The sequence below is a fragment of the Pseudoalteromonas luteoviolacea CPMOR-1 genome, assembly GCF_001625685.1.
Taxonomy (GTDB): Bacteria; Pseudomonadota; Gammaproteobacteria; order Enterobacterales; family Alteromonadaceae; genus Pseudoalteromonas; species Pseudoalteromonas luteoviolacea_K.
The window spans coordinates 128,233-147,667 of the sequence record NZ_AUYC01000073.1; the positions used below are offsets into that span (position 1 = coordinate 128,233).

The window sequence follows — 19,435 nt, forward strand, 5'->3', positions numbered from 1 at the left end:
CTTGTTTTTCCCCTAAGATAACGCTGTTAATCTGTGTGGCTAGAGGAGGGAAATCTTTATATTACTTTGATTTGGTGTTGGTTTTTGGATTAAAGCGGGTAAGAGCTTCTTAATTATTTTTTTCTTTTATTGAATAAATGATCATTGCTAATAGAGAACCACAGGTTAAAGACCAAGGAAGGTAGTGCAGTATTTCAAATGTATCGTAAATAAAAGTAAAGTTTAAATGAAAAGCATTTCTCAGATAATTTTCTAGTAAGGCTAAAAAACAAACCGCCATAAGAAAAAGAAAGTACCAGTGGTATAAAGCATCAAAATATGTGAGCTTGATATTTTTTGAGCGAGAAAGAGCTCTAGACACCTGTACCCTGAAAATAAAAATACAAAATGCGATAAAGTTGACTAATAGCTGTGCACCGAAAACGAAAGTACCTTGACTCAGGTAGTCATTATCTACTGCTGTTAAGTCTATAAGCCCTGATATGAAAATTATATAGTTTAGAGAATTGATAGTGAGCAAAAACAAAGATATATGAAAGATATTTATATCTTTTAGTACTTGCCCTGCAAAGAGGGAAGTGCATAAAAGCATTATGTATAAAGGGGTTACGATAAATGGAGTTTTTAACTGTATAAAAAAAGCTAAAATAGCTACAACGCTTAATGCAATTAAAAAGGTGGTTCTCATATGCTTTTTATGTGCTTATGGTGCTTTTTATAAGCTGTAATTGAATATGTTAGCATGTGTAACTTATATTATTTAGTCGTCTATTTTGTGATTAAATTTTTTATATTTCAACTCAGTATTGGTAACTAAGACTAAATTATAAATATGTACATGCTTAGCTATGAAAGTGTTTATCTATTGTTTTTAAATGCGTGAAACTTTTTGCTATTTCAATTTCTTTTTATTGCCCTGTTCTGACTTAACATTCTTATCAACTTGGTTTTGTATTGCATCGATCTGATTGACTACAGAGCGAGTATCTATTTTGCAAACAATCAGCCATTTTAGAAAGTCCCTCATTTTGGGCTGGCCTACATCTAATTCATAGTTACTGATAGTTTCTCTGGATATGCCCAGTTTGTCAGCCATCTCTTTTTGGGTAAAACCTGCATTGACTCTCATGCTTTTTAGGTCCTCACCGCTAATCACTTTCCTTATCCTCTTCCATTTTGTCCATTCGGAGATTTTTCCGCATCCGATGTTTCATAATATTAACATCGATTTTTCATAAGTAAACATTTGGGGCTTTGCTTAGTGCTTATGGACGAGTTATTTCTTCGCTTGTGCAAGCTAAAGCCTAATATGGAGTATTTTGCATAGGGGCTGAGTATGAATTCAGCTTGTGACTAATAACCACTTCTATTAAGGACAATGTATGGTTAGCAGATTTATGAGACATGACGCAGTGAAGCGCAGGTTGGAAATTAATAAGTTGATGCTAGAAATGCAGCATAACTTAAAAGTTATTAGGAAAAATAATAATTTAACGCAAAAGCAATTGGGCGATAAGCTTAACGTTGATCAAGCGACAATCAGTAATTTTGAGAACGGCAAAACGTACATGACCATCGAACTTGTGTATGAAATGTATTTAATATTTGGTAATGATTTCTCTTTACCCTGTATTAGTTATTCAGATAAAAAGTCACCTCCTAATTGAGCGTCATAAAAATGAGTAGGTTGGGTAATTAAATAACCCAACCTAACTTGCAAAGAAGTAATATAGTTGCCAGTAATACGTTCACTTGCTATTAATGCTTTAACAACTGCTCCTCGATTAGCTTCAGCATAACCCCTTCTTGCGTTTTCCAGCTTTGTGGGCCGCTTCGGCTGCTACCGGCTACCAGTGAAGCGGCATATGAAGAGGAGCTCAATAGCTTGTCTTTCACCAATTCATAATACTCACCTTTATCGACCAAGGAGCCACTATCAATAAGTTGATTTTTAATGTCCTTGCTTTTTCCTGGCATACTATCAGAGGATTTTAGCGACAGTTGAGATCCCCTAAGCAACAAAAAACCATCATCGGTGATTTTTCCCGCGGCTTTGACCTGATTCACTTTAAAATGAAAGTCATAATCACTGAGTATAAAACTACTGTTACTCGTAACCAAAGCGCGTTTGGCAGAGATAGGTTCTAGTATTCGATGCCCTAGTGTGCCGAGGATTAAGCGAATATTATCGATGAACTCCTCCATTGCAGCTGCATCGGCCCTAGGCAAAGCCGACTGAGTAGGAGAGACACTATTCTCTAATTGATAGCGTTCTGCATCTTTACTTATTTGAACGAGGCGAGATTCAAGGTACTTTACATGGCCTTTTGTTAAGTTTTCATCTTTGCTGGTAAAGATGATGAGCTCATTCCAAAAGTCTTTTTCTCTATCATGGTTTGCAAGTCGTTTGAGTACATCTTCAGACTCGCCAATATACGCAGTGTTGTTATCACTGGTTGCTCTTTCCAGTAAAAAATATACGCCAGGCCTTTTGCATTCATCCCACTCTTTCAATTCTGAAAAGCGGCTGCGGGGACATGCTAGCGCCTGCCCAGACCAATTTGCGATTTCGACATGTCTTAAACCAGAGGGACTACCATCAGCGAGAAATGTTCTGATACTACGGCCAAATTTAGACATATTATTCCTTTATATCAATGTATTGCAGGGGGTTATAGCATGTTGTTTGTAATTGATAAACAGGTTGCTTTATAAAAGTTGGAAAATTGAGAGGGTGGGCTTTGTAGTTAGCCTACTTTAATTGATCGCCACTTAATCAAGGGCGTAACTTATACACTAATCGAAGCTACTTAAACTTGATAACGAACCTGGAAAGTGCAAAAGGCATCATATCATTACGTGCGTGGGAGTATACAAAATTAGACAGCTAAACTGTTAACCGATATCAGCTTTGAAAGTTAGGCCTTGTTGTTTGAGGTTGTACGTATAGCATTAAAACAAGCAAAAAGAGGTATGGCTAAAGTATAAAAGCCACACCATTGATAGCATTAAAACTCGATACGTTTTAAAACCCCATCTTTATATTCGTACGCAAATGGTGACACATTATAAGACAGGTTTGGATACTCAGAATAAGCGAGCATTGCTATTTGATACAGTCCAGCTTCATCATCTAGTGGTACCACGAGCACACTACTTCTATTAGGAAATACCAGCCCTACAGGGCCATTAAACGTAGCTTTAATTTGCTGCTCGAAGTAGTTTGAGAAAACAGCGCTGGCTTCGTAGATTTCGTCGGCAATAAACATGTAGATGTTGCTGGTTTCATCCTTTTGATCAATTTTTTGTAGTTTTGCACCAATCTTTGCAAGGTACGACTCCAAATTTGATTTTGCGATGTCTTTCAATTGCTTAACAGGGAGGTTGAATTCAGCCAACTTCTCTTGGCCAACATACTGTATGCTTGTCGGTGTATCGATTGCTAAGAGCAATACCAGTTCATCATTGAGCTGCTCGTAATAAAACGGGAAAGGTATGTCAGAGTCACCAGATTGATTAATTTGCGCGGTTATGTTGTCAATATAAGCGGCGGGTTTAATCACAGGTCTTAGCTGACTGAGCTGAAGTTTTGATTCATCTGTTAGAGAATTGATGCTTTTAGCTGACGCTATGTGATCTGAAAAGATATCTTTAAGGCTTGCCTTTTCATTCGAATACCTCAAATAAGCATTGGTCAGATCGGTAGACTGGGTCATATTCTCTGAGTGAGTGACTTCGATTGTTAACTCACCTGTGACTTTAAATTTAGCGTCTTTAAAGTGCTTTTTTGCTTCCTTTACATAAGCTTTTGTAAATGCTTGCTCCGAAAGAAAAGCGCTGGAACTGGGCGATGAAACAGCAGAGAACGCGACTGACAGAGCCAGTGCACAAGATAGAAATAGCGCTTTTTTCATTGTTTAGAATCATAAAAAGAGTTTTACGTAGAATAGCGAAATTTCCCCTTGATGTCCTTCACTATTGATTTTAACTGAATAGTGCTTGTAATAAATTGTAATAGTAACTTTTAGCCATGTAACTATCATTTTGTTTGCCGAATACGACAACCAAAAAGGAAATAGTTATGAATAGTTCTAGCACGCTAGAAGGCACATCTTGGGTTTTTAAACTGAATATCAATAATCAAACAGATAGAGATTTAACATTAACGAATTCAAATCTATCTTGGGGCTATTGGTATAGAGATAATGAAGATGACAGCGCGCCAGTGACTGTGCCTGCACGAGAAAATGTAGAAGCCTTGGGTGTAAGGGCTGCCAGCGGGACATGGACAGGATATGAGTGCGATGCGACTTGGAAAGATGAAACAAAAGGAGAAGGTAATCTAGGTACCATCAGTCTTTATATTGACGTCCCGTTCTCGGGTGATAACGAGTCCAGCTTAGATGTGAACGGGCTAGTGTCTGTCGAAGGGTGGGAGGACCTTCCTAAAAGTGGCCATCACTTTACGCGCAATATAACGGTTATAGAAGTGGGGAATCAGCTACAGGTAGTAGATGAAGATGTGCAAAGAGTTCAATCAGAATTCTTAGAATACTTGAATGTGACCGCTGAGCTCAATGCTGTAGTGCAAAACTGGGAGGTGTTAAAAGACGTAGAAGCAAAAAATGAGTTTAACATCCTTGAATATGTGCCTAAAAGCTACATGTACCCTCCTAAGGATACATTGCTGTTTAGAACGGACAAACATTTAATTGAGAAGAAATTGTGGCAAGGCATTGCAGATCCAATATATACCTCTCGATATGCGAAGGACACCTACGTTGATGAGTATTTTTCTGTTGGATTATACTTTGTTAATACTAATCCTCGATTAACAGAAACGATCCCAGCGGGTGTCACAAAAGCGTATGAAACAACGGTTGAGGTAACGTCTGCGATTAAGAGTACGCTCACAAACTTCATGTCTATTAGAGCCGCTTTAAAAGTTGAGTCTAAGGATCCGATTTCAGGCAGTGCAATCGCTTCAGAGCTGGAGTCAACGTATTCAGTTCAAAATGTACTAGAAGAGTCGAACTCTTACTTTAAACGAGAAAAACAGACGATTGAGCTCGAAAGGTCTGAGAACAATAGACTGTTTGTTCAATGGTTATTTAGTACCGCAGTGTGTATATATCGCAAAGATAAAAAAGGCAATGTTTCATTGGTCTCTATATCGGAGTGGGGCGAAGAGGTAATAGATCAAGTCTATGACTATTAAGCCGTAGTTTAGCGTATTAAATTGATTATGGGGTAGTTACACTATTAGGAAGCTTTTTGGACACACCAATATCATTATTAATATGAATTAAAAACAAAACAGCCAGTTAAAGAAGTTCTCTAACTGGCTGTTTTATAACACTTAATGTGGTGGAGCTGGGGGGATTTGAACCCCCGTCCAGAAAGCGTCGATAATCGAACACCCATAATAGAAACAATGACTTACCTATTTTTCAATAAGTTAGAATCTTACTGTTACCAGTTGATACTAGCGATTGCTTACCAAAGTGGATGGAAATTGGATGTTGACTGTATTACTTAATTGGTTCGCAGCCCTTGCCGCTCTCCGAAAGTATATAAATAAGATGCGAAAGCACTCCGCTTGGCTTTTGTTTCTACATCCATTTCGTCTAAAAATTTCATAATTGCTTTTTTGGATTCTAGTTTAGAAGCTAGTACTTGAAAGAAAAATAATATAGATGAGCCGACAGGTAGGGTATTTGTTGGATTTATAACCTCGCTCGCTCGTTGATTAATATGCACTTCATAGTTAGCCATTTCTTCATCTAGCTGGTGTATTGTTTCTATACTGAAATAGTTGCAATACTTGACGTAGCGTGAGAGGTTCCAAACAGGTTGTTCATACAATTTCATGTTAAAACTATTTGTAAAACCTGATTCAATCTTAGCTATAAGTTTACTTGTTCTAATGTAGTTATGAATTGTAACATTATCAATGCCTACATCATTAGGTGCTTGAACTATTATGTCTGCAACATCATCTTCGTAAACTTTTAGTTCATTACGAATTTGTATAAATTGATCATCAGCCATTTCTAAAAGACCTGCTAACTGAGAGAACTTTCTTCGTACTGGCTTGGGGATTTCAATTTTAGATTTGTAACCTATATCATGTTCAATTTCCGCCCAAGTGTGTTGCAATATTGAGCGTATTTGTATCTCAAATTTCATGGAAGAGAACTTTTCATATTCGATTAATTTAGAGCGACTACTAGATAAGCTAACTACATAATGTAATGAAAGATATCCGAAACGGTCTGGGTCTAAACTAGCTCTTTTATCAATTGAATTATCTGTGTCAACTGTAAACTCCTTTTCAATTAGGTCTGCTATTTGGTCAACTTCGTCAGAGTAATGAGTAATGATTCGAATACCCACAATGTCGGTGACTTCACTAAGTAAAGAGTATTTACTTTTCTTTGTAGCTTTTGTTTGCAGGCTATTTCTACTTTTCACTCTAGCGCTAATTGAATGTGCTGTAATCGAGGATGCATTCATAAGCCTGCTAACTAATGATTGCATTGAAGAAGAGAACTGGTTAAGAATTTCAATACTATTATCGTATTCAACCATCAGTTTTTCTGTTGTCAAAGTCGGTGCTCCTTACTTAGTAACTTATATCCAAGGTCTATCAAAGCTATAAAATGTATAAGTTCAGTAATTTAAATTAATTAGTGTATGCAAATTTTTTGATAAAAGGTCTATTCCAATAAAATATAATTTGTATTAACAACGACTCAAACCTCGTAAAACTTAATTTTCTTGGGGAGGAGTGAGTATATATTGCATTTAAAATATTCAAGAGCATTTTAATATTTTTCTACGCTCTATTTTTTTCATTTTTACTCTTCGACCATTTGCGTTTATAAGGGAAGGCTTGGAGCCTTCTAAGAAGTCACTTTCGTATATAACCTCTTTGGTCGGTGCTTTTAAGATAGCTTTAATTCTTACAATGCAGTTTGGCTCATCATTAAACCCAGCGATATAGTCAGCCTGTTCCCCTGTGAGGTTGTCTTCGACAAGAATAACATCGTTAATTGAATGTTTACCAATATCACGCCCTTGCAGGAATGTGTTGCAAGCAGCATGCATCCCTCCATAGTTAAACTCGATCATTACTTGTTTAATAGTAATATCAAACGAATTGAAGTTTACAGTTTTCGAACAAAATATACTAACAAGAAAGCCATGAGCTTTTGAAAGCTTGTCTTTAATTGTGGTTAGTTTTGTTTTTTTACCCAAGCAATGAACCATGTAATTACAAGTATTCCAGCACCACTAAATATCCACTGTACGTGCTTTATAGATTCTTCAGACACTCTCATTTCCTTGATGTTTTTTTTATGTTTGTAGTTTAATTGTATTTTGCTAATGGATTCAACCTAACCGCATCCTCATAATGGCTTGGGGCAAAGTGTGCATATATCATCGTTTGTTCGATTTTAGCGTGCCCCAAGACCTTCTGAAGTACCAAAATATTACCGCCGTTCATCATAAAATGGCTTGCGAATGTGTGTCGCATGACGTGAGTGCATTGGCCGTCTGGTAGTTGGATGCCAGCTCTGTTAATTGCTCGCTCGAATGCTTTTCTACAATCGGTGAATAGTGGGCCTGTTTTTTTGGGTATCTCTTCGTATAGCGATTGGCTGATTGGCACGCTGCGGTTCTTTTTACCTTTGGTATTTACGAAAGTCACTTTGTACGTATTACCAGACTTGATTACATGAGAACCGTGTAAACCACACGCCTCAGATATTCTTGCGCCAGTGCTTAAACAGATTTTAGTCACGATATCTAAGTTTGGGTGTCTGGCCCCTTCGATAGCTTTAAATAGCTTAGTTATGTCTTCATGGGTCAGGAACGCCAGCTCTTGCTCCTGTACTTTTATCTTTTCGACATTGGCTATTGGGTTGGGGTAACCAATATCTTTAAGGCTGATTAGTTTGTTGTATACGCCTTTTAATAGGGTTAAATCGTTATTGGCCGTTTTGGGTTTAACTCCTGACTCTAAACGTTTACCTCGGTACTCACTGTATGCTTTTGGGGTTAACTGCGATGCAATAGGGTTGTTGAGTGCTACGGCTATCGCATCTAATTTACGTTTGCTTGACTCGGGGTCAGTGTATGTCTGCCCGTGTACTTCATACCACTTGTCAATCAAGTCACTCAGACGTCTTTTATCTTCTTTTTGTTTGGTCCAAGGTTTTTGCTCACCATTGGTTACCACATAGTTTAAGTAGCGCTGAGCTTCTGCTTTAGTAACAAACTTTTTTTGTATCCTTTTTCCCTTAGAACCCCATGGTCTCTCATCTAGAAAGTATCCACCATCTATTTTTTTAATAGGCATACAACTCGTTCCTGTTGACAAAAAGTTACAAAAAATTAATATGTTTGCATCGCATACATAAGGAGGTTATAGCGATGTCTAATAAAAAATCAATCCAAAAGCTCGAAAACAAATATTTTAATATGGTTTCTGGTGGTCGTGATGGGGGCTTAGTTGTTATCCCAAAAACAAAAGCAGTGCCAGATTACCCAAATAAAATTCAAAAGTCATAGCCTGTTATGGTCGAAGTATTCAGTTTTAATAACTGGAATCTGTCGTTAGATATTGGCTGGTTTATATTTATTGCATTTATTCTGTCTTGGCTAATATCATTTAAAGTTGGCGCGTCAAAGTCTTCTAAAATTGCATTGACTGTTTTTACGATCTCTCATGGTTTAAGCAATGCTACTGGCAGTGTAGATTTTGACGGGGTCAATTATTTTGTTTTAGAGGCATATTACCTAAATTGGTCTTTGTATGACTCTGCAACTGTACTAGCAATATACTTTTTACATACAGGATTAAAGGTTAGGCATTCTGGTGCTGTTAAAGTTGCATACGCGCTCACTATCGTAAATATGTTTAGTTATTTGGCTATGCACTATCTCGCCTTTGAGTTGCACTACACGTCACACTGGTTTTATCCAATATACTCAGCAGGAATTAATGTCACAGCGTTATTGATAGCGGCATCTTTACTGCTTAAATTTGATAGTTACCGTTTGAGAGCACTATGCAGTTTGAAGTCTTGATTGTTATTGTCTTTTTATTTCTATCTATTTTTGCACTTTACAAGGCGTGTAATGAAAGGTGCGACGATGATATTCCATTAGAGGAATTGGCGATGATATTGCTCTCTGATTATAGAGCTATATTGAAAATGCCTATCAATCTAAGAGTAGATGCAATGGAAGAGTGGAAAGGCCGATTTGATGCGTATTGTAATCGTTTGGATGCATCGGGTGCTAAACCGCCTGAGTTTAATATTCAGCTAATCAAATAGAGGGAATTATGAGTAAGTTTTTAAACACAACAGCTATTAACTATCACCTAGAAGAGCTTATCAAATCTGCAAGTGAGCGCTTGATATTGATAAGCCCTTATCTGAAGTTGAACTCACGTATAAAAGAGTTACTAGAAGACAAGGATAGAATGAAGATTGATATTCGAGTTGTCTATGGTAAGAGCGAACTACAACCAGAAGAGATCTCTTGGCTAAACAATCTATCATTCGTTCGTACTAGCTTTTGTCAAAACCTACATGCTAAGTGCTACTTAAATGAGAAGTCAGCAATCATCACAAGCTTAAATCTTTATGAGTTTAGTCAAATAAACAATAACGAGATGGGTATTCTCGTAGAACGTGATGAAGACGAGGGCGTTTATCGCGATACATATGAAGAGTGCCAGCGGATTATTCGAATTAGTGATGAAGTTAAAATGTCGATTGAGAAGGTGGCAGCCCAAACAGAAGAAAGCGCAGAGGCCGATACCCAAAAGCTAACAACATCAAAACTGGCCAAGCAGCATAAACTCAAAACATCTGAGTTTTTAGAAAAGTTAGAGGGTCTTGGGTATTTAGAATCTACGGGTGATGGTTTTAAATTAACTGCTAAAGCGACTGATGTCGGCGCGGAGCAAAAGTATAGTAAACGATTTGGTAGTTATTTTATTTGGCCGCATGGTTTGAATATTGATTGATATACGATGTGCTACAAGCGTTCTTTACATTGGTCTTTTATTTTTTAAAACTGTGTGGTTACATTAATTTATTTTCCACTCATGGGGGAGTATTAGAGTGTTAGTTAATATGATTGAAGAAGTTTTAGGTGAGAGAAAACCACGAACATTTAGTGTTGAGGAGCACCTTAAGCTCGTTGGTTTAAAAGACTTAAATACAAATGAGATCTCAAGAGCTAACTTGATAGAATTATTGACGAGACTTACAGAAGATGGTGTAGTCTTAAATAGGGCTAAGATTAGAGATATTCTTATAGCTTTTGAATTTCCTCCTGAGCTTAGTAATGAAGAAAACGCGGTATTCTTACACAATTTTACACAGCAAACCAGTTCTAGAAAACTTCGCTCTGTTGTAGAAGCTAAAAAAAATATAGATACTGAAAATATGGAAAAAGAGTTGAATGAACTTCGCTCTAAACTAGAGCAAATCAGTGAAACAGATATTCCAAGCATTAACGAGCTTAAAAAGTCAGTCACTAAAATTGCTCAAGAAAGCAAAAGTTTTACCGCAGCTATAAAGTTACCCGCGCCGAAAGATATGGAAGTTCAGCTTGTTTCTGCTGACTCACTGCATCGTTTATCAGAACATAATTCTGACATAAACGTATTTCTAACATTTACAGCTGTTTTTTTGGGAGCATTCCTTGGGATGTTGGGAAATATAGCGTTTAACACTTCCACTACTGGGCAAACATATGGAGTAATGGCTATTTTAGCAGTAGTTTCAATAATATTTTTTGTTTTGTACTGGAGAATGGAAGGTAGGAAAAAATCCTTAACTGATACCCTTTTAAATGATGAAGAAGCTGTATATCTGGAAGACTACACTAACTAAAAGCATATTCTAATTTTGTAGCGCCGTTATTTATGATAGCGCTACAACAATATATTGTGTCAGGCAATGTAGCTTATTAATAAATTGCTTTTTTATTCGGTTCTTCATTAAAGTTTGAAATAGGTATAGTTTTTTCAATCTGTTTTAAGATTAAAGCCGAAGTTGCTTTTAGCTGCTCAAATGTCAGATCTTCCAAAATATCTAACTCTTTCGACTCAAATAGCCCTTCCTGAATCAGGTTAAGCAGCTCTGCTTTATCTACAGATTGTCCTTCTTTATTAAACAACAACCAATCCATAGAGACATTGTGATCTTTGCATGCTTGCACACATTGCGGGTATGGAACTGAGTTGTTTTTTATCATTTGACCAGCCCATGCCTTGTTCTTTCCGAACGTTTCGCAAATTTCTTTTAGGGTAGAGCACCCATATAAATCTTTAAGTTTTTCAAAAACTTCTGACGCGTTTGGCTCCAAAGTAATATACCTCGCTACCAAAGTAAGTAAATTTTAGTTTGACGTAATAAAATTTATTACTTAAGCTCGTTTTCGTTAGTTTCAGACAGACAATCAAGGAATATAACATGGCTCAGCAATTAATTTTATCGATTCCTGCACCAATTCTAACTTATGACGCATACGCAGAATTGCAAGGTCAGGACAAAAAGGACGTCTACAACGCGGTGCATCTTGGCCGACTTCCTGTGTATACCCCGCCAACCAATGGCGAAGAGAACTCAGCTAGAGTGAAAAAATATATCAACATGGTTGCTTTGTACGCAGATGCAGCAAAGCAAGCTGGTATAGAAATCAAAATCGGTTAATGAGGTGAGCGAAATGGACTTAAGCAACATCGTAGTTTTAGACACAGAAACAACGGGTCTAGATTCTGAATCCCGTATATGTGAAATCGCTTTAATTGATGGAGATGGGGGAACGCTATTACACACACTGATAGACCCACAAATGCCGATACCACAATCAGCGACTGATATTCATCAAATCAGTGATGACTCAATCAGTTTGGCAAATGCTCCGGTTTTAGACTCAGTTATGCCTCGCATTCTAAATCTGTTAGAGGGGAAGGAGTTACTAATTTATAACTCTGAATTTGATATTCGAATGCTCAAACAGTCTTGTTCAGACATGTACCACCCAAAGGTATCTGAGCTGACTCAAAACACACGTTGTGTAATGAAAGAGTATGCTGAGTTTTATGGAGAGCTTAACCACTATGGTGATTATAAATGGCAAAAGCTTACCAACGCACTTGAGCAACAAGATATCGATACTAAGCCATTTATAGCGCACTCAGCTTTAGATGATTGTTTAATGACATTGGCGCTGGCGCGCTCTTTCATGGAGTAACAATCATGCTTGCTCAACCAGAACGTACACGTCGCATCAAAGCGATTAAACCAACACCAGAAATTAAACCTCTACATCAGCGCTCGCTATCGCTTTTTGAGAAGATTTTCCCTGCTGAGTCATCAGCAAAAGCGATTCAGGATGTTACACCACCTCGAACCGCAAAAGTTATATCTGAGTTGAGCGGCATAAAAGACCGTAGTGAGTGGTTAGAAAAGTACGGTCACTATTGCACCTTTGATAGCGAGCGCTCTAACATCCTTCAAACACATAGCTCATTGTCTATCATGCTAGCCAATGGCTACTTACAAACTGAAAAGTACTTCGGTTACGACGAAGCAAGAAAGCGCCTTTTAGATGCTGATAAATGCTTAATGCTTGGTGATATTCGTTTATCTGTTAGCGATGACGAGCTATGTGAAATCGCAGAGAAAAAAGCGCGCAAGATTGAGCTTAAGTTAAAAACTGAAGGCTATACCTATTTCAATTACACATACTGTTCGGACTGTATTCGCCAGTATGCAATTGAGCCACCTGAGTTTGATACCACTTACTTTGATGTGCATCAGGTATTTAAAGACGCATTTACTGAGCAAGAGATTGAAGCTGCTTACGAAGCTTTGAACGGCGCACTTAATCGCATGGCCTGCCCTTTGTGGTGGCGTAGAAAGCTGCGCCAAAAACAAGCGCTGGTCATTGAGCAATTAGCTCGTGATTTGAGAACCGTTCACAAAAAATCCTCTGCGTATGTCAGTGAATTTACGGTCAGAAGCAAACGCGAACGTGCGGCCAAATCAGAGCAGCTAATGAGCGATCTGTTTGTTGTGCCAGAAGATGCGAACCCATTTAGTGAGTTTGAGTCTTTAAAAGACGTAGCTGGTCGCAGTTCTACCAGTGGTATTCAATTGGCCTCTGAGCTTATGGTCCGTATTCGTGGCTTTGAAGAGTGCGCCAAGCTACTTGGTCATGTTGGCGAGTTTTACACAATGACTGCCCCAAGCCGTTTTCATTCAGTGCATGCAACGGGTATTCCCAATAAAAAATACGATGGCTCTACACCCAAAGAGGCCCAAGATTACTTCACCAAATTATGGGAAAGGGCGCGTGCTTTGTTCGCTAAGAAAAAAATTCGCCCTTATGGCTTTCGAGTTGTTGAGCCGCATCATGATGGTTGCCCACACTGGCATATGCTTCTGTTCTTTGAAAAAGGTCAAACCATTGAGGCTCGTAAAATTTTAAAAAGCTTATGTACTGAAGATAACCCACAAGAATTTAAAACCAGTACAGCCCGTTTTAAACCTATCCGCATTGACCCTAACAAGGGCAGTGCGGCGGGTTACATCGCTAAATACATCACTAAGGCCGTGACAGGCTCAAACATAGACACCGTGACTTGCGCCCAATCCGGTGAGTTATCTGTATTACCCGCAGATGCTGCCGAACGTGCAAGTACATGGGCATCCACTTTTAACTTAAGACGTTTCCAACAAATCGGCGGTCCTAGTGTAACAGCATGGCGTGAGTTGAGAAGACTAGGACAGGGTGAGTCCGGTAAATGCGAGGTCGCAAATAGTATGAATACAACATTAGATAATATCTCACGTTTTGCTTTGGAAAAGGTACGCGCTGCTGCGGATGCGTCTGACTGGGCCGCGTTTTGTATTGCCATGGGTGGTGTCCAGGTTAAACGCAAAGACCAAACGGTACGAATTCACTACCAAATCCCAGACATTGTTGACCGTATCACAGGTGAAATTAGCCGCAGTGAAGGCAAGTCTCCATTGTTTGCTACCAAATACGGTGACCGTCCAGCTAATCGAATTTTAGGTGTTGCTTGGGATTCAGTGGTGGTGATCAGCCGCAGAGGCACAAGCCAAGTGCTGACTGAAAAAGAAATCGAAGCACAACGCAAAATCATGCTGGGTGTTTCTGAATCTATTCATAGCTGGATAGAGGACGAACGCTACTTACAACCGAGTGAAGAAGAAATGGCCTTCCTCGAATCGTGTGCAATCGAAGATTATCAAAACATGTGTTTGTTCATGGACTACGAAGCGCTTAGCTCAGTCGTACACAGTTCAGATATTCCATGCATAGCTAGCGGAGAGGCGCCAAGCGAAGCCTGAGCGTAGCGGCTCGCCGCTAGCGCTTGGACTTGTGTCATTAACTGTAACCGAGGAACAAATATGAGTTACCAGACACGAATTAAAGACTTACTTACAACGCAGTACAGATTAATTGAAGAATATCAAAAGGAGGGCTAACCATGGCCGGAATAGAAGGTGCAATCACAGAATTAAAGCTTGTTACAAAAACGGACGACAAGGGCGGCGCTCTGCCTACGGCGGGTGAATTTAAGTTTCATACTAAGGCCCCCGCCAGTATTTGGACGGTGAAAGTCACACCTGAGCAAATAGAGAACGGTACGTATAAACGGCTTGAGGAACTGCAATCCGATCCAAACGGGTGGGGGCTTCGTCCAGTACTACTCAATCTTGAATATTACGAGGGGGCAAACGTGGCGCGCCAAATGGCATGGAATGGTTTCCGCTTAAATTCCATCGCGTCAACCAACCCAGTTAAGAAGGCATAACGATGCAGTGCGTCACGACTTCACAATCCGGCGCGCTATACATCAGCAATGATTCTGCTGTATGCGACTACGTTCTGATAACTCAAGCAGAATTGCAGTCGTTACAGTTGAATGGAGTCATAGACACCTTAAATCAGTTATTTGCATTTGACTTAGAGGTGTTTTCGATAATCAACGGCGGCATGTTAGTCGCATTTTTTACAGGCCATGCGATTGGGCGTATCGCTCGAACCATGGGCAAAGTTTAAACAGTAAGGAAATTATTATGAAATCAGTAAACGGTGAATTTATCCAAGGTACAGCTAAGCAAGATTCTCGTCTTAAGAAGTTTGGTGTTAGAGCGGGAGCGGGTGCCATGGCATTGATGGGGAGTGCCAGTGCTTGGGCAAATGCTGGAGACCCAGTAAAGGACCAAATCAATACGGCGGTCTCTACAGGTCAAGCAAATTATACCTTGGTGGTGGTTGGCGTTATCGCACTTTGTGCTATCTCGTTTGGCCTTGGCTTGTTAGCGAAGCGCTTGTCTAACTAATGGTCACAACCGTTGTTTTTGCAACGTTTCTAACTTGGGCTTTCGTAGAGGGTTTTTCTTCAGGAGTCCGAGTTAGTTAAACAAGGAAGGCGTTAAATGCGTTTACTCATTTACACGGCGCTTTTTAGCGCCTTTTTTCTCTCAAAAAGTTCACATTCAACCCCCGAATATATAAGCGCAACTCCCGTAGATGGTGGTTACGATCTATGTCGAGGCATTCGAGTTGGTCGGGGCGCAACTGGCCGTTGTGAACAAATTACACTGTCACAAATCAATCCCCCAGACGATTCTTGGTCTCAGGCAGGCTCTGGTACATGTGAGCATAGCTTTGTAAGCCAGTCTAAAAAATCTATTATCTGCAAGAAAAAATACACCAAAAAAGAATGGATACCGTCTTGGGAGCGCTATCACATTCTTACAACTTTCAAAGAAGCTGTCAGTATCTACGAAACAGGACCAACCGAAACAAACTTTATGTGTCCTAACCCGCTTTATGAAAACGGCCCTAAGGAATTGAATGGCTCTTACGTTTGTTATTTGTCTTCTAACTTAGATCCTGATTGCCCAACGCCTAACCCTGATACTGATGTGTTTATGTCATCTGTTGGCGAAGCTTCTCGTTGCTTTAAAAACGCTGATGGCTCTATTTGCCAATATGATTATTCGAAAGTAAGTAAAGGGTTTTCGGTTTCAAGCTATTACGCAAACATAAAAGCTGAATGGTTTGTGTGCGGCCAATCTGACTTTATTAAAGAAGACCCGATTGTTGCTTCAGTCGTTGACCCGCAAAATTTAGATCCATTACCTGACAACTTATACGGCCCAATGGCATTACCTGATGCCGCTTCGGGTGATAATTCTGACTCCACAATTGATATTGATGCACTCAATCAAGTCAATGACAACTTAGCGTCTTTGATTTCGAATAACGCTACTTTTGACGCTGCGAACTTCAAGCAGCAACACGATAGCGTTGCTATCTTGAAACACTTAGTTGCCCAAGACCAAGTGAACACAGACATCACCCGAAATACAAACAATATCCTCATGCCCATGTCTCATAACCAAGCAGTGCAACTTGCAGAGGCCAGAAGTACCAATGACACACTTAGCTTGATGCTCAATAGTAGTGAGAATAACCGCGTTGCAACCACCGCTTCATTAGATGCATTGACCTCGGCAATCACAGACGGCGGGAATGGGGGCGGTGATGGTGGTGGAGATACACCGTGCGAGGGGCCAGATTGTAACCTGTGTACAGGTATTGAATGTATTGACATATCGACTACTCAAACGGGTAAGCAAGGTGGGTTGGCTTCGTTGTTTACATCTGAGGATGTGCTCACTGTTCAAACACAAATTGATGAGCAGCTAGTTACCAACAAAAACGAGCTCGATGCTATCTCTACCGAGCTTGGCTCTATGTTTTCCATTGACCCGTCTCTTGTGGGTGGTTATGAAGCGCGGACCATTGAGATTAAAGGTGAACAAATAGACATTTCATTGCGCCGTTATTCTGAGTTTTTTCAGATGCTATCAACCCCAATCATGTTAGCGGCATCAATCACAGCATTATTTATATTACTGAGGGAACGATAATGAAACGATACGTTTTTATATGTTCGGGCTTAATTATATTCATGTTGTACATGTCTACGGCCAGTGCCACACAGTACACTGGTTTGGATGGTTGGCTCGATTTGATATCAGATTTTATCACCGACTTTTGGGCTTTCTTTGATACAGACTTTCCCGAGTTTGTTATCCGTTTTTACGCGTGGGCCATCGAGTGGGCAACGCTGCTAAAACTCAAGTTAGAACTCCAGTCGATCCAATTCGCTTGGCTTGTGGCAAAGCAAATCTTGGAGAACTTTCAGGTTGGCTCTCGTATCGCTGCGGCCGCTTCCGCGTTACCTGTTGATATGCAATCAGCGCTTATGGATATGCGAATATTTGATGGGTTTAACCTAATTATCAATGCGTATGTAACGCGCTACGTAATGAGGTTCATCTAATTATGGCAGCATCTATCTTTCATGGTCCCCCAGGTTCTTTTAAATCAGCGTCCGCCGTATGGTTTGAAGTGCTACCGGCTCTTAGAAAAGGGCGGTTAGTTGTCACCAATGTTGAGGGCATACTTCCACTGGATGAAATAGAACGAGAGCTTGATGAAGAGTTTCCAGCAACGGCTCAGCTTTGGCGGCTATCGTCGCAAAATGAAGTCGGGCAAATGTTGTGGCGTAACTGGTATCACTGGATGCCATGTGGCGCACTGATTTTAATGGATGAAGTACAAGACATTTATCCGACTGAGACCACGCAATTTAAACCTGAGTCATGCAATTACAAACACGTTTCTCATTACCGCGAAACCATCAATGCAAGCTGGTATCGCTACCATTTGGATACGCTTGACTCATACATTCCTGAAGATTCGTCACCGGGGGATGTGGATGATTTAGGGAACGATCTCTTTAATGAGCACGGGCATATAATCTACCCGCGCACTTTGAAAGAAGCCTATATGCGACATCGAAAGTACAACTGGGATATTGTGTGTTGTACTCCAGATATTACTTCCGTTCACAAATACATTCGTAATGTCTGTCAGTTTGCCTATGCGCATAAGTACTTTGACGGACTGCAAGCCATTCCTTACTACAACAGAAGGCCTCGCGTTCATGAACACAATCCAAAACTTGATGGCAAAGTACCGAAAAAAGACGAAAGCAAAAGATGGGTCAAAGTTCCCATCCAAGTGCACAAACTCTACAAATCAACAGCAACCAAATCTGTTACAGCAGCCAGAGGAAAGAATCTTTTGCTTAGCCCTGAGTTCTTTTTTCCGTTCGTTACGTTCTTCGGGTGTATTGCTTATTTCATTTACTACTTCAGTACTTCGCAAAATGTGGAGGAAGTCGAGCAAGTCACGCCGATTCATAATGAAGCTGCTAAAGCGAATAGTGGTATTACTTATCGTGATGACCGTTATTCGGTTAGTGGTACTCAACCTCATTTTGTAAGAAATGCTCAGTTGCCCTATGGCGCATCGGATGCTTTTGTAACAGGTTCGGTTGAGGTGGTAAGTAGTACCTCGATAACTTATGACGTTGCCTTAGAGTTAAAAACGAAAGACTTTGGAGATGTGAGCTTAACGGCTTTCGATCTAAAAATGATGGGTTATAAAGTGCAGTATTACAGCCCTTGTAAGGTGCTTATTTCAAATGGCGGATTTGCATATACCGCTTACTGCAAACCAATCGATTACAACAAACTTCCGTTACCTCAAGAAAGGGGAGGCAGCACAGAAGGTGGCTTTGATTTGGGTCTAGGCTTTGGTTCGGATAAAGAAGAGCAGGGGGTCTAGCTTGGTTTGTCGATTACTTTATGTGATTGGGATTTTTAGAGGTTGATTCATAGGATTAGTTGGCTTGCCTTGATTGGGTGGATAAGTTCTATTTAAGGCATGGTCAACGATGACCAATTTCTTATTGTAGTAGCTCATTTTGACCGGATAGTTTTGAATAAAAACTTTATGAAGTTTATAGGTTTCTATGGGGCTATTACTATTGGTGAGTTAATGACAGTAAGGTTTACCTGTCGAGCTTTGGTTTCCAAAAGAGAATGAATACTAATTCTGGCTGAAGCTTAAAAAATATTAAAGTTGACTATTTGTCAATATGTAGCTATATTAAAACTCGACAGGATGTTTCGTCCTGATGCTCTTTAAAACTAATATCCTTTTTCGAATCGTAACTGGCAGAAATGCCGATTATCTTAGTGGTAATCCGATCGTACCCACAGCTCGTAATGACGTAAGCTTAACCTAAATGCAATTGATTCCATGTAGGTAAAGGCTTGGTTCGTAACGTTGCATAGACAGAATATCTGCTTACAGGCAGATAGATAATTGTATGGAGGGGGAGAGCAAAAAATTGCTCTGAAGATTGTGGTTTACGCTATCTGTATCATTTTATTCGGTTCGGTAATTTTTTGGAGGGGAAATTTCCCAACAATGAATAAAA

24 protein-coding genes are annotated in these 19,435 nt (G+C 39.6%); 16 read left to right on the forward strand and 8 right to left on the reverse strand.

What is annotated here, in order from left to right; translation table 11 throughout:
* Nucleotides 1-109: 109 nt before the first annotated feature.
* Nucleotides 110-688 (reverse strand): hypothetical protein, encoded by a 579-nt coding sequence (locus N473_RS22850; RefSeq protein ID WP_063369955.1) that lies wholly within the window; start codon nucleotides 686-688, stop codon nucleotides 110-112.
* Nucleotides 689-892: 204 nt separating this feature from the next.
* Nucleotides 893-1,156: a helix-turn-helix domain-containing protein gene (locus N473_RS22855; RefSeq protein WP_063369956.1), complete on the reverse strand. Its 264-nt coding sequence runs from the start codon at nucleotides 1,154-1,156 to the stop codon at nucleotides 893-895.
* 226 nt (nucleotides 1,157-1,382) lie between these two features.
* On the opposite strand from N473_RS22855, the gene N473_RS22860 reads away from it, so the two are divergent.
* Complete coding sequence (locus N473_RS22860) at nucleotides 1,383-1,667, forward strand: helix-turn-helix transcriptional regulator (RefSeq protein WP_063369957.1); 285 nt, start codon at nucleotides 1,383-1,385, stop codon at nucleotides 1,665-1,667.
* Between the two features lie 91 nt (nucleotides 1,668-1,758).
* Here N473_RS22860 and N473_RS22865 read toward each other — a convergent pair whose 3' ends face one another.
* Entirely contained in the window at nucleotides 1,759-2,640 is an 882-nt protein-coding gene (locus N473_RS22865) for a GIY-YIG nuclease family protein (protein WP_063369958.1), read from the reverse strand.
* Between the two features lie 368 nt (nucleotides 2,641-3,008).
* Entirely contained in the window at nucleotides 3,009-3,914 is a 906-nt protein-coding gene (locus N473_RS22870; RefSeq protein WP_063369959.1) for a DUF1444 family protein, read from the reverse strand.
* 167 nt (nucleotides 3,915-4,081) lie between these two features.
* Between N473_RS22870 and N473_RS22875 the strand changes: the two genes are divergently transcribed.
* Nucleotides 4,082-5,218, forward strand: coding sequence for a hypothetical protein (locus N473_RS22875; RefSeq protein ID WP_063369960.1), 1,137 nt, complete (start codon nucleotides 4,082-4,084; stop codon nucleotides 5,216-5,218).
* A 317-nt stretch (nucleotides 5,219-5,535) separates the two neighbouring features.
* On the opposite strand, the gene N473_RS22880 is transcribed toward N473_RS22875, so the two are convergent.
* The 3 genes from N473_RS22880 to N473_RS22890 form a co-directional block, all read right to left on the reverse strand.
* Nucleotides 5,536-6,609, reverse strand: a complete 1,074-nt coding sequence (locus tag N473_RS22880; protein WP_063369961.1) for a GTP pyrophosphokinase — start codon at nucleotides 6,607-6,609, stop codon at nucleotides 5,536-5,538.
* A gap of 207 nt (nucleotides 6,610-6,816) precedes the next feature.
* Nucleotides 6,817-7,260 (reverse strand): hypothetical protein, encoded by a 444-nt coding sequence (locus N473_RS22885; RefSeq protein ID WP_155735714.1) that lies wholly within the window; start codon nucleotides 7,258-7,260, stop codon nucleotides 6,817-6,819.
* 112 nt (nucleotides 7,261-7,372) lie between these two features.
* A complete protein-coding gene (locus N473_RS22890) occupies nucleotides 7,373-8,365 on the reverse strand; it encodes a tyrosine-type recombinase/integrase (RefSeq protein ID WP_063369963.1) in 993 nt (330 codons plus the stop codon).
* A gap of 74 nt (nucleotides 8,366-8,439) precedes the next feature.
* On the opposite strand from N473_RS22890, the gene N473_RS26385 reads away from it, so the two are divergent.
* The 5 genes from N473_RS26385 to N473_RS22910 all read left to right on the forward strand — a co-directional run bounded on the left by N473_RS26385 (nucleotide 8,440) and on the right by N473_RS22910 (nucleotide 10,919).
* Nucleotides 8,440-8,577, forward strand: a complete 138-nt coding sequence (locus tag N473_RS26385) for a hypothetical protein (RefSeq protein ID WP_155735715.1) — start codon at nucleotides 8,440-8,442, stop codon at nucleotides 8,575-8,577.
* Between the two features lie 6 nt (nucleotides 8,578-8,583).
* On the forward strand, nucleotides 8,584-9,096 hold the full coding sequence (locus N473_RS22895) for a hypothetical protein (protein WP_063369964.1): 513 nt from the start codon (nucleotides 8,584-8,586) through the stop codon (nucleotides 9,094-9,096).
* Entirely contained in the window at nucleotides 9,078-9,347 is a 270-nt protein-coding gene (locus N473_RS22900; RefSeq protein ID WP_063369965.1) for a hypothetical protein, read from the forward strand. The genes N473_RS22895 and N473_RS22900 overlap by 19 nt, the downstream gene beginning before the upstream one ends.
* An 8-nt stretch (nucleotides 9,348-9,355) precedes the next feature.
* Nucleotides 9,356-10,045, forward strand: a complete 690-nt coding sequence (locus N473_RS22905) for a phospholipase D family protein (RefSeq protein WP_063369966.1) — start codon at nucleotides 9,356-9,358, stop codon at nucleotides 10,043-10,045.
* Between the two features lie 97 nt (nucleotides 10,046-10,142).
* A complete protein-coding gene (locus N473_RS22910) occupies nucleotides 10,143-10,919 on the forward strand; it encodes a hypothetical protein (RefSeq protein WP_155735716.1) in 777 nt (258 codons plus the stop codon).
* Between the two features lie 76 nt (nucleotides 10,920-10,995).
* Here N473_RS22910 and N473_RS22915 read toward each other — a convergent pair whose 3' ends face one another.
* Nucleotides 10,996-11,415: a helix-turn-helix domain-containing protein gene (locus tag N473_RS22915; RefSeq protein WP_081221380.1), complete on the reverse strand. Its 420-nt coding sequence runs from the start codon at nucleotides 11,413-11,415 to the stop codon at nucleotides 10,996-10,998.
* A gap of 86 nt (nucleotides 11,416-11,501) precedes the next feature.
* On the opposite strand from N473_RS22915, the gene N473_RS22920 reads away from it, so the two are divergent.
* The 9 genes from N473_RS22920 (at nucleotide 11,502) to N473_RS22960 (ending at nucleotide 18,777) form a co-directional block, all read left to right on the forward strand.
* The gene (locus N473_RS22920; protein WP_063369969.1) at nucleotides 11,502-11,741 is read left to right on the forward strand and encodes a hypothetical protein; all 240 of its coding nucleotides are present in this window, start codon (nucleotides 11,502-11,504) and stop codon (nucleotides 11,739-11,741) included.
* 13 nt (nucleotides 11,742-11,754) lie between these two features.
* Nucleotides 11,755-12,285, forward strand: coding sequence for a 3'-5' exonuclease (locus N473_RS22925; protein ID WP_063369970.1), 531 nt, complete (start codon nucleotides 11,755-11,757; stop codon nucleotides 12,283-12,285).
* Nucleotides 12,286-12,290: 5 nt separating this feature from the next.
* Entirely contained in the window at nucleotides 12,291-14,411 is a 2,121-nt protein-coding gene (locus N473_RS22930) for a replication endonuclease (protein ID WP_081221382.1), read from the forward strand.
* Nucleotides 14,412-14,551: 140 nt separating this feature from the next.
* Nucleotides 14,552-14,878 carry a hypothetical protein gene (locus N473_RS22935; RefSeq protein ID WP_063369971.1) on the forward strand — a complete coding sequence of 109 codons (327 nt, stop codon included), beginning with the start codon at nucleotides 14,552-14,554 and terminating at the stop codon, nucleotides 14,876-14,878.
* Nucleotides 14,879-14,880: 2 nt separating this feature from the next.
* Entirely contained in the window at nucleotides 14,881-15,126 is a 246-nt protein-coding gene (locus tag N473_RS22940; RefSeq protein WP_063369972.1) for a hypothetical protein, read from the forward strand.
* Between the two features lie 17 nt (nucleotides 15,127-15,143).
* Complete coding sequence (locus N473_RS22945) at nucleotides 15,144-15,410, forward strand: hypothetical protein (RefSeq protein WP_063369973.1); 267 nt, start codon at nucleotides 15,144-15,146, stop codon at nucleotides 15,408-15,410.
* A gap of 96 nt (nucleotides 15,411-15,506) precedes the next feature.
* On the forward strand, nucleotides 15,507-17,009 hold the full coding sequence (locus N473_RS22950; protein WP_063369974.1) for a hypothetical protein: 1,503 nt from the start codon (nucleotides 15,507-15,509) through the stop codon (nucleotides 17,007-17,009).
* Nucleotides 17,009-17,425, forward strand: a complete 417-nt coding sequence (locus tag N473_RS22955) for a DUF2523 family protein (RefSeq protein ID WP_063369975.1) — start codon at nucleotides 17,009-17,011, stop codon at nucleotides 17,423-17,425. Before N473_RS22950 ends, N473_RS22955 begins: the two co-directional genes overlap by 1 nt.
* 2 nt (nucleotides 17,426-17,427) lie before the next feature.
* Nucleotides 17,428-18,777, forward strand: a complete 1,350-nt coding sequence (locus N473_RS22960) for a zonular occludens toxin domain-containing protein (protein ID WP_063369976.1) — start codon at nucleotides 17,428-17,430, stop codon at nucleotides 18,775-18,777.
* Nucleotides 18,778-19,435 lie beyond the last annotated feature (658 nt).

Excerpts from the sequence above, each read along its gene's own strand:
- N473_RS22860 (WP_063369957.1), top strand. The coding sequence starts at position 1,383 with ATGGTTAGCAGATTTATGAGACATGACGCAGTGAAGCGCAGGTTGGAA.
- N473_RS22935 (WP_063369971.1), top strand. The coding sequence starts at position 14,552 with ATGGCCGGAATAGAAGGTGCAATCACAGAATTAAAGCTTGTTACAAAA.
- N473_RS26385 (WP_155735715.1), top strand. The coding sequence starts at position 8,440 with ATGTCTAATAAAAAATCAATCCAAAAGCTCGAAAACAAATATTTTAAT.
- N473_RS22895 (WP_063369964.1), top strand. The coding sequence starts at position 8,584 with ATGGTCGAAGTATTCAGTTTTAATAACTGGAATCTGTCGTTAGATATT.
- N473_RS22870 (WP_063369959.1), bottom strand. The coding sequence starts at position 3,914 with ATGAAAAAAGCGCTATTTCTATCTTGTGCACTGGCTCTGTCAGTCGCG.
- N473_RS22945 (WP_063369973.1), top strand. The coding sequence starts at position 15,144 with ATGAAATCAGTAAACGGTGAATTTATCCAAGGTACAGCTAAGCAAGAT.
- N473_RS22865 (WP_063369958.1), bottom strand. The coding sequence starts at position 2,640 with ATGTCTAAATTTGGCCGTAGTATCAGAACATTTCTCGCTGATGGTAGT.
- N473_RS22930 (WP_081221382.1), top strand. The coding sequence starts at position 12,291 with ATGCTTGCTCAACCAGAACGTACACGTCGCATCAAAGCGATTAAACCA.
- N473_RS22940 (WP_063369972.1), top strand. The coding sequence starts at position 14,881 with ATGCAGTGCGTCACGACTTCACAATCCGGCGCGCTATACATCAGCAAT.
- N473_RS22925 (WP_063369970.1), top strand. The coding sequence starts at position 11,755 with ATGGACTTAAGCAACATCGTAGTTTTAGACACAGAAACAACGGGTCTA.
- N473_RS22900 (WP_063369965.1), top strand. The coding sequence starts at position 9,078 with ATGCAGTTTGAAGTCTTGATTGTTATTGTCTTTTTATTTCTATCTATT.
- N473_RS22850 (WP_063369955.1), bottom strand. The coding sequence starts at position 688 with ATGAGAACCACCTTTTTAATTGCATTAAGCGTTGTAGCTATTTTAGCT.
- N473_RS22955 (WP_063369975.1), top strand. The coding sequence starts at position 17,009 with ATGAAACGATACGTTTTTATATGTTCGGGCTTAATTATATTCATGTTG.
- N473_RS22890 (WP_063369963.1), bottom strand. The coding sequence starts at position 8,365 with ATGCCTATTAAAAAAATAGATGGTGGATACTTTCTAGATGAGAGACCA.
- N473_RS22920 (WP_063369969.1), top strand. The coding sequence starts at position 11,502 with ATGGCTCAGCAATTAATTTTATCGATTCCTGCACCAATTCTAACTTAT.
- N473_RS22960 (WP_063369976.1), top strand. The coding sequence starts at position 17,428 with ATGGCAGCATCTATCTTTCATGGTCCCCCAGGTTCTTTTAAATCAGCG.
- N473_RS22905 (WP_063369966.1), top strand. The coding sequence starts at position 9,356 with ATGAGTAAGTTTTTAAACACAACAGCTATTAACTATCACCTAGAAGAG.
- N473_RS22950 (WP_063369974.1), top strand. The coding sequence starts at position 15,507 with ATGCGTTTACTCATTTACACGGCGCTTTTTAGCGCCTTTTTTCTCTCA.
- N473_RS22875 (WP_063369960.1), top strand. The coding sequence starts at position 4,082 with ATGAATAGTTCTAGCACGCTAGAAGGCACATCTTGGGTTTTTAAACTG.